Origin of the sequence: Pseudomonas oryzihabitans, assembly GCF_014522265.1 — a bacterium.
In the GTDB taxonomy this organism is placed as follows: Bacteria; Pseudomonadota; Gammaproteobacteria; order Pseudomonadales; family Pseudomonadaceae; genus Chryseomonas; species Chryseomonas aestiva.
This window is the reverse complement of sequence record NZ_CP017024.1, coordinates 2744201-2759665: the sequence shown is the minus strand read 5'-3', so window position 1 is coordinate 2759665 and position 15465 is coordinate 2744201. Positions and strand designations below refer to the sequence as shown.

The 15465-nt window shown below is 67.0% G+C and carries 17 protein-coding genes and 2 pseudogenes; 13 read left to right on the top strand and 6 right to left on the bottom strand.

The annotated features are described in order from the left end of the window. Window positions 1–20 precede the first annotated feature (20 nt). The 4 genes and pseudogenes from mltF to BGI51_RS23500 all read left to right on the top strand — a co-directional run bounded on the left by mltF (window position 21) and on the right by BGI51_RS23500 (window position 2803). Window positions 21–1505: a membrane-bound lytic murein transglycosylase MltF gene (gene mltF / locus BGI51_RS12780; protein WP_187978564.1), complete on the top strand. Its 1485-nt coding sequence runs from the start codon at window positions 21–23 to the stop codon at window positions 1503–1505. 330 nt (window positions 1506–1835) lie between these two features. After that, window positions 1836–2234, top strand: a complete 399-nt coding sequence (locus BGI51_RS23510; protein ID WP_252977074.1) for an IS110 family transposase — start codon at window positions 1836–1838, stop codon at window positions 2232–2234. A 35-nt stretch (window positions 2235–2269) separates the two neighbouring features. Further along, window positions 2270–2608 (top strand): annotated as a pseudogene (locus BGI51_RS23505) (transposase); the annotation flags it as partial. A 24-nt stretch (window positions 2609–2632) separates the two neighbouring features. Then, window positions 2633–2803 carry a hypothetical protein gene (locus BGI51_RS23500; protein WP_252977326.1) on the top strand — a complete coding sequence of 57 codons (171 nt, stop codon included), beginning with the start codon at window positions 2633–2635 and terminating at the stop codon, window positions 2801–2803. 73 nt (window positions 2804–2876) lie between these two features. Here BGI51_RS23500 and tcdA read toward each other — a convergent pair whose 3' ends face one another. Then, window positions 2877–3662, bottom strand: a complete 786-nt coding sequence (gene tcdA / locus BGI51_RS12770) for a tRNA cyclic N6-threonylcarbamoyladenosine(37) synthase TcdA (protein WP_158893440.1) — start codon at window positions 3660–3662, stop codon at window positions 2877–2879. A gap of 85 nt (window positions 3663–3747) precedes the next feature. Between tcdA and dapE the strand changes: the two genes are divergently transcribed. The 3 genes from dapE to BGI51_RS12755 are packed head-to-tail and all read left to right on the top strand — an operon-like array spanning window position 3748 to window position 6088. Further along, a complete protein-coding gene (gene dapE, locus BGI51_RS12765) occupies window positions 3748–4890 on the top strand; it encodes a succinyl-diaminopimelate desuccinylase (RefSeq protein ID WP_187978563.1) in 1143 nt (380 codons plus the stop codon). Beyond that, the gene (locus BGI51_RS12760) at window positions 4887–5699 is read left to right on the top strand and encodes a putative RNA methyltransferase (RefSeq protein WP_187978562.1); all 813 of its coding nucleotides are present in this window, start codon (window positions 4887–4889) and stop codon (window positions 5697–5699) included. Before dapE ends, BGI51_RS12760 begins: the two co-directional genes overlap by 4 nt. A gap of 5 nt (window positions 5700–5704) precedes the next feature. After that, window positions 5705–6088, top strand: coding sequence for a hypothetical protein (locus BGI51_RS12755; RefSeq protein WP_133862935.1), 384 nt, complete (start codon window positions 5705–5707; stop codon window positions 6086–6088). A 41-nt stretch (window positions 6089–6129) separates the two neighbouring features. Here the strand turns inward: BGI51_RS12755 and BGI51_RS12750 are convergent, their stop codons facing one another. Then, window positions 6130–6342 (bottom strand): cold-shock protein, encoded by a 213-nt coding sequence (locus BGI51_RS12750; RefSeq protein WP_133862934.1) that lies wholly within the window; start codon window positions 6340–6342, stop codon window positions 6130–6132. A gap of 371 nt (window positions 6343–6713) precedes the next feature. Here BGI51_RS12750 and plsB point away from each other — a divergent pair, with 371 nt between their 5' ends. From plsB to BGI51_RS12730, 4 genes are all read left to right on the top strand, one after another. Then, the gene (plsB, locus tag BGI51_RS12745) at window positions 6714–9224 is read left to right on the top strand and encodes a glycerol-3-phosphate 1-O-acyltransferase PlsB (RefSeq protein ID WP_187978561.1); all 2511 of its coding nucleotides are present in this window, start codon (window positions 6714–6716) and stop codon (window positions 9222–9224) included. 48 nt (window positions 9225–9272) lie between these two features. Further along, the gene (locus BGI51_RS12740) at window positions 9273–9755 is read left to right on the top strand and encodes a YbaY family lipoprotein (protein ID WP_187978560.1); all 483 of its coding nucleotides are present in this window, start codon (window positions 9273–9275) and stop codon (window positions 9753–9755) included. Between the two features lie 71 nt (window positions 9756–9826). After that, window positions 9827–10552, top strand: coding sequence for a helix-turn-helix transcriptional regulator (locus BGI51_RS12735; protein ID WP_187978559.1), 726 nt, complete (start codon window positions 9827–9829; stop codon window positions 10550–10552). 102 nt (window positions 10553–10654) lie between these two features. Beyond that, entirely contained in the window at window positions 10655–11599 is a 945-nt protein-coding gene (locus tag BGI51_RS12730) for a DMT family transporter (protein WP_187978558.1), read from the top strand. 29 nt (window positions 11600–11628) lie between these two features. Here the strand turns inward: BGI51_RS12730 and ung are convergent. The 4 genes and pseudogenes from ung to BGI51_RS12710 all read right to left on the bottom strand — a co-directional run bounded on the left by ung (window position 11629) and on the right by BGI51_RS12710 (window position 14400). Continuing rightward, window positions 11629–12325: pseudogene (gene ung / locus BGI51_RS12725) on the bottom strand (uracil-DNA glycosylase). A gap of 64 nt (window positions 12326–12389) precedes the next feature. Then, window positions 12390–12689 (bottom strand): hypothetical protein, encoded by a 300-nt coding sequence (locus BGI51_RS12720; protein WP_007163043.1) that lies wholly within the window; start codon window positions 12687–12689, stop codon window positions 12390–12392. Between the two features lie 85 nt (window positions 12690–12774). Further along, window positions 12775–13227, bottom strand: a complete 453-nt coding sequence (locus tag BGI51_RS12715) for an NUDIX hydrolase (RefSeq protein WP_187978557.1) — start codon at window positions 13225–13227, stop codon at window positions 12775–12777. Between the two features lie 51 nt (window positions 13228–13278). After that, entirely contained in the window at window positions 13279–14400 is a 1122-nt protein-coding gene (locus BGI51_RS12710) for a glycerophosphodiester phosphodiesterase (protein ID WP_133862929.1), read from the bottom strand. A gap of 143 nt (window positions 14401–14543) precedes the next feature. Between BGI51_RS12710 and BGI51_RS12705 the strand changes: the two genes are divergently transcribed. Together BGI51_RS12705 and BGI51_RS12700 are read left to right on the top strand one after the other, a co-directional pair. Further along, window positions 14544–14759 carry a cysteine-rich CWC family protein gene (locus BGI51_RS12705; RefSeq protein ID WP_187978556.1) on the top strand — a complete coding sequence of 72 codons (216 nt, stop codon included), beginning with the start codon at window positions 14544–14546 and terminating at the stop codon, window positions 14757–14759. Beyond that, window positions 14759–15463 (top strand): 16S rRNA pseudouridine(516) synthase, encoded by a 705-nt coding sequence (locus BGI51_RS12700; protein ID WP_133862927.1) that lies wholly within the window; start codon window positions 14759–14761, stop codon window positions 15461–15463. Before BGI51_RS12705 ends, BGI51_RS12700 begins: the two co-directional genes overlap by 1 nt. The last annotated feature ends 2 nt before the right edge of the window (window positions 15464–15465 follow it).

Genomic DNA, 15465 nt, shown 5'->3' with positions numbered 1-15465 from the left:
CAGTGCCGTTTTGATGCCGTATGGCCGAGCTAGCCCATTTGAATAGAGCCTTCAAGCGATTCGCCTGGCTTACCCTGCCCTTCCTCGCCTTGCTCATAAGCTGCGGGAAGGCCGACGTGCCTGCGCCGCCCAAGCCGACCGCGCTGGAGCAGGTGCAGCAGGCGGGTGTGCTGCGCGTGGTGACGCGCAACAGTCCGGCGACCTACTTCCAGGACCGCAACGGCGAGACCGGTTTCGAATACGAACTGGTCAAGGGCTTCGCCGAATCCCTCAAGGTGCGCCTGGAAATCAGCACCGCCGACAACCTCGACGACCTCTTCAATCGCCTGACCGCGCCGGACGGCCCGGTGATCGCCGCGGCCGGCCTCACGCCCTCGGTCAATCGCCAGAATCTGAAATTTTCCCGCAGCTATCTGGACGTGGTGCCCCAGGTCATATACCGCAACGGCACCGTCCGCCCCAGCACGCCCAAGGATCTGGTCGGCAAGCGCATCCTGGTGCTCAAGGGCAGCAGCCAGGCGCAGCAGCTCAGGGCGTTGCAGGCTCAGGTAGCGGGACTCACCTTCGACGAATCCGATCAGGTGGAGGTCAGCGACCTGTTGCGCATGGTCGACGAAGGCCAGATCGACCTGACCCTGGTGGATTCCAACGAACTGGCCATGAACCAGGTGTACTTTCCCAACGTGCGGGTGGCCTTCGACCTGGGCGACAACCAGGGCCAGGCCTGGGCCCTGCAACCCGGGGAGGACAACAGCCTGCTCGATGCGGTCAACGCCTACCTGGACAAGGTCCGCCGCGACGGCACCCTGCAGCAGCTCAAGGAGCGCTACTACGGTCACGTTGACGTCCTTGGCTATGTGGGCGCCTACACCTTCGCCCAGCACCTGCAGGAACGCCTGCCCAAGTACGAGAAGCACTTCCGCAAGGTGGCGCAGAAGCATCAGCTGGACTGGCGCCTGCTCGCCGCCATGGGCTACCAGGAGTCGCTATGGACCCCGGACGCCACCTCCAAGACCGGGGTGCGCGGCCTGATGATGCTGACCAACAACACGGCCCAGGCCATGGGCGTCGCCAACCGCCTGGATCCGGAGCAGAGCATCACCGGCGGCGCCAAGTACTTCGACCAGATCCGCGACGAGTTGCCCGACAGCATCCACGAACCGGATCGCACCTGGTTCGCCCTGGCCACCTACAACATCGGCATCGCCCATATCCTCGACGCCCGCCGGCTGGCCGAATCCCAGGGCCTGGATCCGGATCGCTGGCTGGACGTGAAGAAGATGCTGCCGCGCCTGGCGCAGAAGCAGTGGTACAGCAAGACCCGCTACGGCTATGCCCGCGGCGGCGAGACGGTGGAATTCGTGCAGAACGTGCGCCGTTATTACGACATCCTCACCTGGACCACCCAGCCGCAGATGGAAGGTCAGCAACTGGCCAAGACCGGCCTGCACGTCCCCGCCATCGCCGACGACCGCCCCGCCCGGGAAACGCCCCAGGATATGTGAGGGCCGCCGCGCTCGAACCCTCGTAGCGTGGAAAACCGCGCCAGCGTTTTCCACCGGCAACCTCCGGCACCCTCCCGCGTGGACAAGGCTGCGCCGTTGTCCACCCTTGTATCTCGACGACAGCCTCCTCAGGGGGCATAGTCCCCGACTGATCATCGGGGGAGGATGGCAGGCCGTGTCCACCCTTAAGCCTTTGAGCTTGCAACGTAGATAGGCTGCCTCCTCCACACCCATCCCCGAGTCCGAACGGTATCTAGAGCCTCCAGAGCTCGTATTGCACAAGGTTGGACGGGATGACGTGATCGTGTCGCATCTGAAGGAGGAGACATCATGGCCGTAATCGGTGTTGATATCGCCAAGCGCAGCTTCGATCTGGCGGTCCTGCAATCCAATGGCAAGCACCGGACCAAGGGCAGGCTGAGCAACGATCCGTCAGGCTTCGCGGTCTTTGCCGACTGGCTGCAACAGCATGCCGAGCCAGGCGCTTGGATCGTGATGGAGGCCACGGGCACCTATCACGAAGCGCTCGCCGAGCATTTCCATGCGCTGGGCTACCGAATCGCCGTGCTCAATCCGGCACAGATCGCTCGCTATGCGCAAAGCCAGTTGCAGCGCAGCAAGACGGACAAACTCGACGCCAAGCTGATCGCCACCTATGGCCAGCGGCATGAAGACAGCCTGCGGGCCTGGCACCCGAGCCTGTGTCCATCCGCACGCTTCGCGCGCTGACCCGGCGCCTGGAGGATCTCCAATCGCTACGGCAGATGGAGCTCAATCGGCTCGAGGTCAGCCCGGAAAAGGTCCAGGACTCGATTCGAGCGGTCGTGCAGCGGCTCGATGAGCAGATCGCCTGGACGCTCGAACAGATCAAACGGCATATCGACGATGACCCGGACCTGAGCGGCAAACGTGATCTGCTGGTGAGCATAGACGGCATCGCCGACAAGACCGCCGCCCTGATCCTGGCGGAGCTCGGCGATATCGGTCGCTTCGCTGATGCCCGCGCCGTGACCGCCTTTGCCGGTTTGAACCCACGCCTATAGGAATCAGGTCTTTACCGCGGCCATACCGGCATCTCGCGCATGGGATCGGTCCGCTTACGAAGTGCGCTATACCTACCCGCCGTCGTGGCGCTGACCTACAACCCGGCTATCAAGGCGCAAGCCGAGCGTCTGAAAACCAGAGGGAAGAAAGGTAAACAAACCGTCTGCGCCGCCATGCGCAAGCTGCTGACCATCGCCTATGGCGTGCTCAAATCGGGCAAGCCTTTCGACCCTGCTTTAGCGATTGCACACTGAGGGGCGAAGACGGTATCTACACAGCTGAACGTAGGTTGGGCTTCGCCGAGTTCCACCCAACCGACGAAAAGCCCTACCCCCTGGGCTTCTGGATCAACTTGTCCACGGCGCGAGCCGCGGCGACCATGCCGAAGGTGGCAGTGACCATCATCACCGCGCCGAAGCCGCCGGCGCAGTCCAGGCGGACGCCTTCGCCGACGAAACTCTTCTGCTGGCAGACGCTGCCGTCCGGCTTGGGATAGCGCAGCTGCTCGGTGGAAAAGACGCAGGGCACGCTGTAGTGGCGGCTGGGATTGCGCGAGAAGCCGTAGTCGCGGCGCAGCAGCGAGCGCACCCGCGAGGCCAGGGGGTCGTTGTAGGTGCGATTGAGGTCGACCACCTGGATCTGGGTGGGATCGATCTGACCGCCGGCGCCGCCGGTGGTGACGATGGCGATCTTGCGTCTCTTGCACCAGGCGATCAGCGCCGCCTTGGAGGCCACGCTGTCGATGCAGTCCAGCACCAAGTCGAGTTCTTCGGTGATGTAGTCGGCCATGGTCTCGCGGGTGACGAAGTCCGCCACCGCCTTGACCGCGCAGGCCGGGTTGATGGCCTGGATGCGCTCGGCCATCACCGTGACCTTGGGCCGCCCCACCTGCCCTTCCAGCGCATGCACCTGGCGATTGGTGTTGCTGACGCAGACGTCGTCCAGATCGAACAGGCTGATACGACCGACGCCGCTGCGCGCCAGGGCCTCGGCGGCCCAGGAACCCACCCCACCGATGCCGACCACGGCGACGTGGCTGGCGGCCAGGCGCTCGACGGCCTCCTGCCCATAGAGCCGGGCGATCCCGCCGAAGCGTTGTTCATCGAACGTCATGAAGGCTTTCCACAAAAGCCACAGTATAGGTTTTCCTTTACCATACCGCTCCCCCTTGAACCCTAGCCGCCTCCCGGGACCCGCCATGACCACCGCCCTCACCCCCACCCTGGAACTCGCCTGCGACCTGATCGGCCGGGCTTCGGTCACGCCGCTGGACGAAGGCTGCCAGGCCCTGATGATGCAGCGCCTGGAGCGCCTGGGCTTCGCCCTCGAACCCCTGCGCATCGAAGAGGTGGACAACTTCTGGGCGCGCCGTGGCGGCGAGGGTCCGGTGCTGTGCTTCGCCGGTCACACCGACGTGGTGCCCACCGGCCCGCTGGAGGCGTGGCAGCAGGCCCCCTTCAATGCCCATGTGGATGCCGACGGCATGCTGCGCGGTCGGGGCGCCGCCGACATGAAGGGCAGCCTGGCGAGCATGATCATCGCCGTGGAGCGCTTCGTTGCCGACCATCCCGATCACCATGGCGCCATCGCCTTCCTCATCACCAGCGACGAGGAAGGCCCGGCCCTGCACGGCACCCGCGCCGTGGTGGAGCGCCTGCGCGCGCGTGGCGAGCGCCTGGACTGGTGCATCGTCGGCGAACCCTCCAGCACCCGCCTGCTGGGGGACGTGGTCAAGAACGGACGCCGTGGCTCGCTCAACGGCCGCCTGACCGTGCGCGGCAAGCAGGGTCATGTGGCCTATCCGCACCTCGCACGCAACCCCATCCACCTGGTGGCCCAGGCCCTGGCGGATCTGGCCGCCGAGCAGTGGGATGCGGGCAACACCTTCTTCCCGCCCACCAGCTTCCAGATTTCCAACCTCAATTCCGGCACTGGCGCCGGCAACGTGGTGCCGGGCGAACTGCAGGCGCTGTTCAACTTCCGTTTCTCCACCGAATCCACGGTGGAAGGCCTGCAGGCCCGCGTAGAGGCCATCCTTGATCGCCACGGCCTGGACTGGCACATCGACTGGTCACTGTCCGGCCTGCCCTTCCTCACCGAGCCGGGCGACCTGCTCGACGCCGTCTCGGCCAGCGTGGAAGCGGTCACCGGCTATCGCCCCGAAGCCTCCACCAGCGGCGGCACCTCGGATGGTCGCTTCATCGCCACCCTGGGCGCCCAGGTGGTGGAACTGGGTCCGGTCAACGCCACCATTCACCAGGTGGACGAGCACGTCCTGGCCAGCGACCTGGATCTGCTGACCGAGGTGTACTACGGCACCCTGGTACGGTTGCTGGCATGAAGCTGACCTGTCCGCTCTGCCAGGCCCCGCTGGGCGAACTCGAGGGTGGCGTCGGTTGCGCCGCAGGCCATCGCTTCGACCGCGCCCGCCAGGGCTATCTGAATCTCTTGCCGGTGCAACACAAGAAGAGCCTGGACCCGGGCGACAACGCCGCCATGGTCGAGGCACGCCGACGCTTTCTCGATGCCGGCCACTATGCGCCCCTGGCCGAGCGCCTGGCGCACCTGGCCGCCGAACGCGCGCCCCGGCGCTGGATCGACGTGGGCTGCGGTGAAGGCTTCTATACCGCGCGCCTGGCCCAGGCCCTGCCCGCCGCCGACGGCTATGCCCTGGACATCTCCCGCGAGGCGGTGCGCCGCGCCTGCCGGCGTACCCCGGCGCTGACCTGGCTGGTGGCGAGCATGGCGCGCCTGCCGCTGCCGGACGCCAGTTGCCAGCTGCTGGCCAGCGTCTTCAGCCCCATCGACTGGAGCGAAGCCCGGCGCGTGCTGACACCCGGCGGCGGCATCCTGCGCCTGGGGCCGGCCAGCGCCCACCTGCTGGAGCTGCGCCAGCGGCTCTATGACGAGGTGCGCGACTATGCCGAAGACAAGCACCTCCAGGATCTGCCGCCGGACCTGGAACTGGCTCACAGCGAGGGGCTCGAATTCGTGCTGCCACTGGCCGAGCGCCAGACCCGCGAAGACCTGCTGGCCATGACGCCCCACGGCTGGCGCGTCAACGCCGAGCGCCGCGAGCGGGTCCTGGCCGAGCCCTTCGAGGTGCGGGTGGCAGTACGTTACGATTGGATCATCAAATCCGGAGCCTAAGCCCCATGCGCCAGCCCGATATCGAAATCTACCTCAAGGACGTCGATCAGGACGCCATCTCGGCCTGGCTCGAACAGGTGTTCGCCATGCCCTGCGTCTGGCAGGCGCACGGACAGACCTTCAAATGCACCCTGCGCTATGGCGGCGAGTCGATTCCGGTGACCTGGCTGCCGAAGGCAGTCGGCAAGTGGCACAGCCTGCTGCTGGAAAGCGATGTGTCGCCCTGGGTGGATGACCTGGCCTGCGCCCGCGATGCCTATGCAGCCCTCCAGGTACAGGTGCGCTGCGCCCCGAGCGGCTGGAGCGAGGAAGAAGAGGAAGAAGCCGCCGATCGCTGGCTGAAGGTGACGGACGCGGGCGTCGAAGAGATCGTCTGGCGCACCGAGTGAACTGAAGGCGCGAGGAGCCTTGCGCTCCTCGCGCAACGGATCTAGACCTGGGCGACGTCTTCGGCCTGGAGACCCTTCTGGCCCTCGATCACCGAAAACTCCACCTGCTGGCCTTCGTTCAGGGAACGATGACCTTCACCGCGGATGGCGCGGTAGTGAACGAACACGTCGGCACCGCCTTCGCGTTGAATGAATCCATATCCCTTGGCGTCATTGAACCACTTGACGGTCCCGGTTTCGCGTTGCTCACCCATCACATCTCTCCGAAGCTTTCTGGATTTCCTATCCCCGCTCGCCACAAGCTGGGCGCTCGGGTTGCTTTGTTGTATCGGTACAGATCGCTCGCCGGACCGGTCGCCAGGCTGGCAGCCCGATTCCGACCATCGGCAAGAACCTGCCGATGCCTTATAAAGCATAGCTTTCCCGGCAAAAGCAACGTTCTTTACGCAAAGTGCCAGCATGGCTGAAAGCCGCGCCAACGCCGGGTTTTCGACGATCTGAGCGGCATTTTTTCGACAACGGGGACAAGCCGCCGACTGCCGGGTCGAAGAGAGAACAACACGGGCGGTTTTACGCCCGCCAGGCCATCCGGCACACTGCCGCCCCGTCACTCCGGTAGCCCTCCATGACCCGTTCGCCGCTGCGCCTGCTGGCCTTCTCGCTGCTCAAGCGCCTGCTCTATCTCTGGGTCCGCTCCGAGACCACCCAGGCGGCCAGCCTGCTCAGCCGCATCGATCCCGCCAGGCCGGTGCTCTATGTCCTCCCCGAGGCCTCGTTGAGCGATCTGGCGGTGCTCGACCGGGAATGCCGCAAGGCCGGCCTGCCGCGACCGCTACGCCCGCTGGTGCTGGGTAGCAAGACAGAGCCACTGGCCTACTTCAACGCCACCGGCAAGGCGAACTGGCGCGGGCGCCCCGCCCGGCGCTCGGTACCCCCTACCCTGCGCCGGGTGGTGGCCGCGGTGACCGAGCAGCAGCTGGAAGACGTCCAGCTGGTACCGGTCAGCGTCTTCTGGGGCCAGTCGCCGGATCGCGAGACCAGTCCCTGGAAACTGCTCTGGGCGGACAACTGGGTGGTGACCGGACGGCTGCGCAAGCTGGCGCGCATCCTGGTGCTGGGCCGGCTGACCCGGGTGCAATTCTCCAAGCCGCTGTCGCTGGGCGAACTGGCCAGCCAGCGTCCCGATCCGCAACGCCTGGAGCGCCTGGTGATGCGGCAGCTGCGCATCCACTTCCGCAACGTGCGCCAGGCGGTGATCGGCCCGGACCTGTCGCACCGCCGTACCCTGTTGCGCGGCCTGCTCCGCGCGCCCCAGGTACGGGCGACCATCGCCCACGAGATTGCCCAGCGCAAGGCTACCCCCGGGCGCATCGAAGACGAGGCGGCGCACTATGCGCGCGAGATCGCCTCGGACTTCTCCTATCCGGTGGTGCGCTGCCTGGACGTCGGCCTGCGCTGGTTCTGGAACAGCATCTATGACGGCGTCACGGTCAGCCACATCGAGCGGATCCAGGAGATGGCGCCCGGTCATACCGTGGTCTACGTCCCCTGCCACCGCAGCCACATCGACTACCTGCTGCTGTCCTACCTGCTGTTCCAGAACGGCCTGACCCCGCCGCACATCGCCGCCGGCATCAACCTGGACATGCCGGTGGTGGGCAACATCCTGCGCCGTGGCGGGGCCTTCTTCATGAGGCGCAGCTTCAAGGGCAACGCCCTCTATGCGGCGGTGTTCAACGAATACCTGCACAGCCTGTTCAGCCGCGGCTTCTCCACCGAATACTTCGTCGAGGGCGGTCGCTCGCGCACCGGACGGACCCTGCAGCCACGCACCGGCATGCTGGCCATGACCCTGCGCAGCTTCCTCCGCGATTCGCGGCGCCCTATCGTCTTCGTACCGGTGTACATCGGCTACGAGAAGGTCTTCGAGGGCCGCACCTACCTGGGCGAGTTGCGCGGCGCGTCTAAGAAGAAGGAATCCATCTTCGACCTGGTCAAGGTCTTTGGCGCCCTGCGCCAGCGCTTCGGTCGGGTCTGGGTCAACTTCGGCGAGCCCATCCCGCTGCAAGGCTTCCTCGATGCCCGCCGTCCGGGCTGGCGCGACGAACCCCTCGACGAAGACCTGAAGCCCGCCTGGTTCAATTCGGTCACCCACGAACTGGGCGAGCGGGTGGTCCGCCGCATCAATGCCGCGGCGGCCGTCACCCCGGTCAACCTGGTGGCCCTGGCGCTGCTCTCGACCAACCGCCAGGCGCTCGACGAAGGCGCCCTGGTACGCGCCATCGACCTCTATCTGGATCTGCTGAAGCGGGTGCCCTACTCCACCAGCGTCACCCTGCCCGAGGGCGACGGCCAGGCGATCATCGAAGAGGTGCGCGCCCTGGGTTTCCTCTCCGAGCAGCAGGACGCTCTGGGACGCATCCTCTACCTGGACGAGCAGAACGCGGTGCTGATGACCTACTACCGCAACAATGTCCTGCACCTCTTCGCCATCCCGGCGCTGATCGCCAGTTTCTTCCAGAACACCGGGCGCATGACCCGCGAGCTGATCCACAGATTCGCCCTGGCGCTCTATCCCTATCTGCAGGCCGAGCTGTTCATCCACTGGGAGCGCGAGGAGCTGCCGCTGGTGCTGGACGGCTGGCTGGAGGCCATGGTGGAGCGCGGCCTGCTGCGCATCGAGGACGACGTCTTCGTGCGTGCAGCGCCCAGCTCGCGGCAATTCGTCCGCCTCACCCTGCTGGCGCGGGCCATCCTGCAGACCCTGCAGCGCTACTACATGACCACCGCGCTGATCCTCAACCACGGCCAGAACAGCCTGACCGCGCCGCAACTGGAAGAACTCTGCACCGTGATGGCCCAGCGGCTTTCGGTGCTGCATGGCCTCAATGCGCCGGAATTCTTCGACAAGTCGCTGTTTCGCCACTTCATCCAGACGCTACTGGCCGAGGGTGTGCTGCGCAAGGCCGACGACGGCACCCTGGGCCATCACGAATTGCTCGGCGAACTGGCCGAAGGCGCCGGCAAGCGGGTGCTGCCGGCGGAGATCCGCCTGTCGATTCGTCAGGTGGCGCTGGACCGACCCGATGCGCCCGACCTGCCGGATCCCGAATCCCCTGCGGTCGCCGGCAACTAAGCCGGCGTCCATGGGTCACAGCAGTCGATTTCAGTCCAGGATCTACCCATGAAAAGAATCGCCACCCTGCTCGCCACCTCGCTGCTGCTCAGCGCCTGTAGCGGGCTGCGCCCCGGTCCCGCGACGCCACCGCCGCCCGCTGGCCAGCCGCTGCCGCCCACCGAGCAGCCGCAGACCACCACGCCTAGCGTGCCGGCCCAGCCGAGCATGACCAGCCTCAGCGGCCAGGCCACCTTTACCGCCAACGAGCCGGTGCCGCCCACCGCCAAGCTTACCGTCAGCCTCTACAGCGCCAGTGCCGGCGACACCCCTGCCGGTCGCCTGGCCCAGCGCACCCTGTTCGTCAAGCAGCCCGGCCAGGTGCCCTTCCGCCTTGACTACGCCCCGGCCAAGGTCAAGAGCGGCGAGCGCTATCTGCTCAGCGGGCGCATCCTGCTCGGCGGTCGCCCGCTGTATCTGACCCAGGAGCCGGTGGCCGTGGACCTGAGCAATGGTGGCGAAGTGGAGTTACCGCTGCAGCCGGTGCGTTGAGGTCCGTAGGGCCCGGGGCGGCATGCTAGGATCAAGGCTCTCGACCCCCCGCTTCGCCACCGAGGTGCGCCTTGACTCCCCGTCTCGCCATCAAGCGCTATCAGGGCGAACACCAGCCCCATGCCCATGCCTTCGCGCAGCTGGTGCTGCCCATCCAGGGCGGCATGGAGCTGGAGCTCGCCGGGCGTAGCGGGACGCGGTTGCATACCGGTCTCGCGGCCCTGGTGGCGCCCGATTGCGGTTATGCCCAGCAATCCGAGCCAGGCAGCCGCTTTCTGGTGATCGACTGCGCGGCCGACTGGTTGCCTGCTCCGCTCCTGGATCGCGCGTTACGGCAGCCGGGCCTGGCGATTCCGCCTGCGACCCGCCAGCTGATCGCCTTCGCCGAGCTGACCTCGCCTGACACCCTCGACCAACACGCGCCCGAACTCACCCGTCTGCTGCTCGCCTCGCTCACCGCCGCGACCGCCAGCGCGGCCTTCGACCGCCTGCTGGTCCAGGTGGAGGCTCAGCCCGCGGGGGACTGGAACAATGCGGCCATGGCCCGCCTGGCGGGCCTGGGGCTGACTCGGCTGCACCTGCTGTTCCACCAGCGTTTCGCCCAGACGCCCCAGGCCTGGCTCACCGACCTGCGGTTGCGCCAGGCGCAGCGCTGGCTCGCCGACAGCTGCCTGCCCATCGCCGACATCGCCCTGCGCGTCGGCTTTTCCGACCAGGCCGCCCTGACCCGCGCCATGACCCGCCGCCAGGGCATCAGCCCGGCCGCCTGGCGGCGCGGTCAGCGACTGCCGGGGTAGGCAGTCCAGGTACGCAGTCCAGGTAAAAAACCCCGCAGTCTCGCGCAAGACCGGTCCAGGTCGCCGTCACCACACTGGTGTCGAATCGGTGGAGACGGCGCGATGCAGGAACGAGAACTGTCGGCAGTGGGTATCGGCTACGGGCTGGCGGCAGGCCTGTGCTGGGGCGTGATCTTTCTGGCCCCGGCGCTGGTCCCTGACCTGAGCGGCGCCCAATTCGCCGTGCTGCGCTTTCTCTGCTACGGACTGGTGTCACTCGGGCTGTTGCTGCTCTGCTGGCGCCGACGGCGCAGGCAGCTGACCTGGGCCGACGGCACGCGCCTGTTCTGGCTCAGCCTGATCGGCAACCTGGGCTACTACACCCTGGTCGGCGTGGGCGTGAAGCAGGCCGGTATCGCGGCGACCACCCTGATCGTCGGCCTCATCCCGCTGCTGGCGGCCCTGGCCGGGCAGCGCGACGCGGGCGCTGTGGGATTCGGTCGCCTCTGGCCATCGCTCTGCTGCGCGCTGCTCGGCGTGGTCCTGATCAGCTACGAGACGCTGACCACCACCGCGGTTGGCGAGCGGCCTGCCCTGGGCCTGCTGTGCGCCTGTGGCGCCCTGCTGGCCTGGAGCTGGTTCGCGGTGGTCAACACGCGCTTTCTGACCAGGACGCCGATCGGCGCCCACGATTGGAGCCTGCTGCTGGGCGGGATGACCGGTGCCCAGGCACTGCTGGTCGCACCCTGGTTGCTGGGAGAAGAGCTGGCGTTGCGGGCACCGGCGGACTGGCTGCAGCCGCTGCTGGTGGCTGCCGGCGTGGCGCTGCTTGCCTCGGTCATCGGCGGCGCCTGCTGGAATCAGGCCAGCCGCCGGCTACCCCTGACCCTGAGTGGTCAGGCCATCGTCATCGAGACCCTGGCCTCGCTGACCTATGGCTTTCTCTGGAGCGGGCGCTGGCCTACTCGCCTGGAATCCCTGGCGACCCTCCTGCTCATGCTCGGGACGAGCTGGTGCCTGCAGTGCCACCGGCGCCCGTCTCGGACAGTCGCGGCAGGGGCGACCTGACCGCGAGGGTCGTGGCCGGCTGCGCCCTCCTACGCCAGCGGTGGCAGCGCCCAGTCGATAGGGGTGAGGCCGGCGTTGCGCAGGAATTCGTTGGTGCGGCCGAAGTGGCCGTTGCCGATGAAACCGCGGTGGGCCGACAGCGGCGAGGGATGCGCCGACTTGAGGATCAGGTGCTTCTGGGGATCGATGAGCGTCTGCTTGCTCTGGGCATGGCTGCCCCAGAGCAGGAACACCAGGTTCTCCCGCTCGGCGCTGACCACCTCGATGATGCGATCGGTGAATCTCTGCCAACCGGCCTTGGCGTGGGAACCGGCGTTGGCCTGTTCCACGGTCAGCGAGGTATTGAGCAACAGCACGCCCTGCTCGGCCCAGTGCTGCAGATAGCCGTGGTTGGGAATGGGCAGGTTCAGGTCGCGCTTGAGTTCCTTGAAGATATTCTGCAGCGACGGCGGCGCCGGTACCCCCAGGCTGCACCGAGAAGCTCAGCCCATGGGCCTGACCCGGACCGTGATAGGGGTCCTGGCCGAGGATGACCACCCTGACCTGATCCAGAGGGGTGGTATTGAGGGCATTGAAGATCAACGGCCCGGGCGGATGGATGACCTTGCCCGCCGCCTTCTCGCGCCTGAGGAATTCGCTCAGCTGACGCATGTAGGGCTGCTCGAATTCGTCGCGCAGCGCGGCTTTCCATTGAGGGTCGAGCTTGATGCGATCGTCGTCCACGATTCGAGGCTTCCTGGTCAAGACAAGGGCAGCACCCTAGAAAAGCCGGCTGCCCCTGTCAAACCCGCTACCAGCGCGGACCGTAGCGCGGGCCCCAGCCGGGCGGACCATAACCCGGACGCGGCCCCCAGCCCGGCGGTCCCCAGCCGGGACCCGGACCCCAGTGAGGCGGTGGTGGCGGTGCCGGTCGATAGTAGTAGCCATAGCCATAGGGCCGCACGATGACCGCGGGCGGCGGATAGGCTGGCGTGCCGTAGAAGACCGCCGCAGGAGGGGCCGGACGGCTGTAATAGCGCGGGGACGTGTCGTAGACGGTGCAGCCGGTGAAGGTCAGGGCACAGAGCGACGCCAAGAGGAAATGGCGCATGGGGGATATCTCCAGAACGGCCCGGATGGGCCTGGACAAAGCTTAAGCCCTGGCCAGGCGCCGCGCCCGGTTATCGCGCATTCATTCAGCCGGGATTAAGAGACGCCGGTCCGTTCTCCGCCCGCTCGCCCAGGTAGTCCTGCAGCCGCGCCTGCAGATGGGGCACCCCTTGGGGATGGGCAAGGAAGTCGGCGATGCTCATCAGCTGCCAGTGCTGGCCTTCGTCGCCAAAGCGGATGGCGGCGAGTTCGGCGGAATGCAACTGCCCGGCGAACAGCCAGCTGGGCAGATAGCCGGGTTGGCGCGGCGGATAGCAACGCCCCCAGGTCAGCCGCGCCTCGTCCAGCACCAGGCCGAATTCTTCTTCCAGCTCGCGCAGGGCGCAGCGCTCGGGCGTCTCGCCGTCTTCGCGACCACCGCCGGGCAGGTCCCAGAGGGCCGGCCAGGGGATGTCGGGCTTGTCATCGCGCTGATAGACCAGGATCTGCTCAGCGCAGAGCAGCGCCAGCTTGGCACCGTTGAAGGCATGGCGGGACATGAGGAGGCCTCCGTTGGCGACGGGGAGACCGGCAGGCCTCCCCGCCTGGACTCAATAACCCAGCTGCTTGAGCAGGGCACCGGGTGCCTGCTTGGCCGGACGCTCATAGAACTTCAGCAATTCGGCGGCGCGATTGCTGAAGAAGCCATCCACGCCACGGGGCGCGAGACGCGCGTAGTCCACCGCCGAGTCCACCGTATAGGCATGCACCAGCAGACCCCGCTCGTGGGCGACGTCGTTCATCCAGGGCTTCACCAGGTCCGCATAGCTCTGGTCGCCACCCTCCTCCAGGGCCGCCGAGGGGCCGATGCCGATGGCGCCATGGGCCTTGGCCCACTCGATCCAGGCGGTGAAATCGCCTTCGGAGCGCACCTGCTGCTTGGCGTAGTAGGCCGCCTTGCTGGCCTCGCCCGACTCGGCGTAGCTCGGCCCGGGCTTGGCCGGGATGTAGTCGTCGCCCAGCCACAGCAGCAGGATCTTCGGCGTCTTCGGCATCTCCTTCTGCAACAGCTCCAGGCTGCTCTTCTCGAAGGTCTGCAGGATCACCCGCCCGGGCATGGCGGCGACGCCGGTGGCACCCGGCTTGGGCTTGCCGAGCCAGCCGCGCTGGGTCAGCTTGGCCTTGAGGTCGCGCTCGATACCCGGAAACAGCTTGGGTTGCTTGGTTTCGATGTAGAGACCCGGCTTGTTGCGACCGCCTTCGGCGATGTCGATGACCTCGTCGAGGGTAAGGATCCTGAGTCCGGCGAACTTTGGCCGGGCGCGGTCGGGATGGGCCTGGTTGAACCAGCTGCCGGCGTCCAGCGACTTGAGTTCGGCCAGGGTGAACTGGCTGACCGGGGCCTTGGCGCGGTCGGGGAAGCGCTTGGCGACATCGGTGGTACGTTCCAGGGTGTCGTCGTGCAGGGCGATGAGCTGGCCGTCCCTGGTGCGCTGCAGGTCGAGCTCCAGGTAGTCGGCGCCCAGTTCCCGCGCCACCAGGTAGGCCGGCGCGGTGGATTCGGGGGCGTCGAAGGAGGCGCCGCGATGGGCGATCACCGCCGGCCAGGGAATGCCGGCCTGGCGGGCCAGGGTCTGGCCGACATCGGCTTCGGTGGCCAGGGCCAGTTGGCTGACCAGCAGGGTGCCGGGAATGAGGGTACGGATCAGGGTGCGCAGAGCAGTTATTGTCATGGGTTCCTCGGGTGGTCCGACGATCGGAGCTAGGATGCAGCTTGCACCCTGGTTGCGACAGTACGCAGACCCCCAGCGTAGCGGACGTTACCCAGGTCGCAATTCCCGGTACTCTGCCGCCCGCTTCGCCCGACGAGATCACCATGGCCGCATCGCCCATCCCCTTCGATCCCACCCGCTGCCCGCTGTGCGGCCAGGCCAACAGCTGCTTCCTGGCGGCCGGGGGCGAGATCCGCGACTGCTGGTGCCTGCAGACGCCGATCGATCCCGCCGTCCTGGACCGCCTGCCCGCGCAAGAGCGCGATCGCCGCTGCCTCTGTCCGGCCTGCGCGGCAGGCGTCGCGAGCGAACCTCGCTGATGCGCCTGGACCGCTGGCTGGGCAACCGACCCGAGCTGGGCCGGCAACTAGGGCGGCGCCTGCTCGCCGAGGGCCGGGTAAGGGTCAACGGCACCACCACCCTGCGGGCCGAGCAGGAGGTGTTCGCCTTCGACCGCATCGAGGCCGACGAGCGCCTGCTGCAGGACGGCCCCGGCGGTCGCTACCTGATGCTGCACAAGCCGCGCGGCTGCGTGAGCGCCACCGTCGACGCCCGCCATGCCACGGTGCTGGACTGCCTCGCCCCGGACCAGCGCGCCGATCTGCACCTGGCCGGACGGCTGGACTTCAACACCACCGGCCTGCTGCTGCTCACCAACGATGGCCAGTGGTCACGCGGCCTCAGTCATCCGCGTCACAGGCAGACCAAGCGCTACCGGGTCACCACCGCCGAGGTCATCCCGCCGCAGCTGGTGGCCGCCTTCGCCGAAGGGCTCTACTTCGCCTATGAGGACCTCACCACCCAACCGGCGCAGCTGGAGTTGCTGGACGACCACAGCGCTTTCCTGACCCTGGTCGAAGGCCGCTATCACCAGGTCAAGCGCATGTTCGGCCGCTTCGGCATCGAGGTCATCGCCCTGCATCGCGACCGCATCGGCGAGCTGGCGCTGGATTCCGCCCTGGCCGAGGGTGCCTATCGTCCGCTCACCTGCGCCGAGGTGGCCCTGCTACGTCCGGCGGACTAGGG

Excerpts from the sequence above, each read along its gene's own strand:
- tcdA (WP_158893440.1), bottom strand. The coding sequence starts at position 3,662 with ATGACGTTCGATGAACAACGCTTCGGCGGGATCGCCCGGCTCTATGGG.
- BGI51_RS12715 (WP_187978557.1), bottom strand. The coding sequence starts at position 13,227 with ATGTCCCGCCATGCCTTCAACGGTGCCAAGCTGGCGCTGCTCTGCGCT.
- BGI51_RS12700 (WP_133862927.1), top strand. The coding sequence starts at position 14,759 with ATGCGCCTGGACCGCTGGCTGGGCAACCGACCCGAGCTGGGCCGGCAA.
- BGI51_RS12730 (WP_187978558.1), top strand. The coding sequence starts at position 10,655 with ATGCAGGAACGAGAACTGTCGGCAGTGGGTATCGGCTACGGGCTGGCG.
- BGI51_RS12710 (WP_133862929.1), bottom strand. The coding sequence starts at position 14,400 with ATGACAATAACTGCTCTGCGCACCCTGATCCGTACCCTCATTCCCGGC.
- plsB (WP_187978561.1), top strand. The coding sequence starts at position 6,714 with ATGACCCGTTCGCCGCTGCGCCTGCTGGCCTTCTCGCTGCTCAAGCGC.
- BGI51_RS12755 (WP_133862935.1), top strand. The coding sequence starts at position 5,705 with ATGCGCCAGCCCGATATCGAAATCTACCTCAAGGACGTCGATCAGGAC.
- BGI51_RS12705 (WP_187978556.1), top strand. The coding sequence starts at position 14,544 with ATGGCCGCATCGCCCATCCCCTTCGATCCCACCCGCTGCCCGCTGTGC.
- BGI51_RS12760 (WP_187978562.1), top strand. The coding sequence starts at position 4,887 with ATGAAGCTGACCTGTCCGCTCTGCCAGGCCCCGCTGGGCGAACTCGAG.
- BGI51_RS23510 (WP_252977074.1), top strand. The coding sequence starts at position 1,836 with ATGGCCGTAATCGGTGTTGATATCGCCAAGCGCAGCTTCGATCTGGCG.
- BGI51_RS12750 (WP_133862934.1), bottom strand. The coding sequence starts at position 6,342 with ATGGGTGAGCAACGCGAAACCGGGACCGTCAAGTGGTTCAATGACGCC.
- BGI51_RS12740 (WP_187978560.1), top strand. The coding sequence starts at position 9,273 with ATGAAAAGAATCGCCACCCTGCTCGCCACCTCGCTGCTGCTCAGCGCC.
- mltF (WP_187978564.1), top strand. The coding sequence starts at position 21 with ATGGCCGAGCTAGCCCATTTGAATAGAGCCTTCAAGCGATTCGCCTGG.
- BGI51_RS12720 (WP_007163043.1), bottom strand. The coding sequence starts at position 12,689 with ATGCGCCATTTCCTCTTGGCGTCGCTCTGTGCCCTGACCTTCACCGGC.
- dapE (WP_187978563.1), top strand. The coding sequence starts at position 3,748 with ATGACCACCGCCCTCACCCCCACCCTGGAACTCGCCTGCGACCTGATC.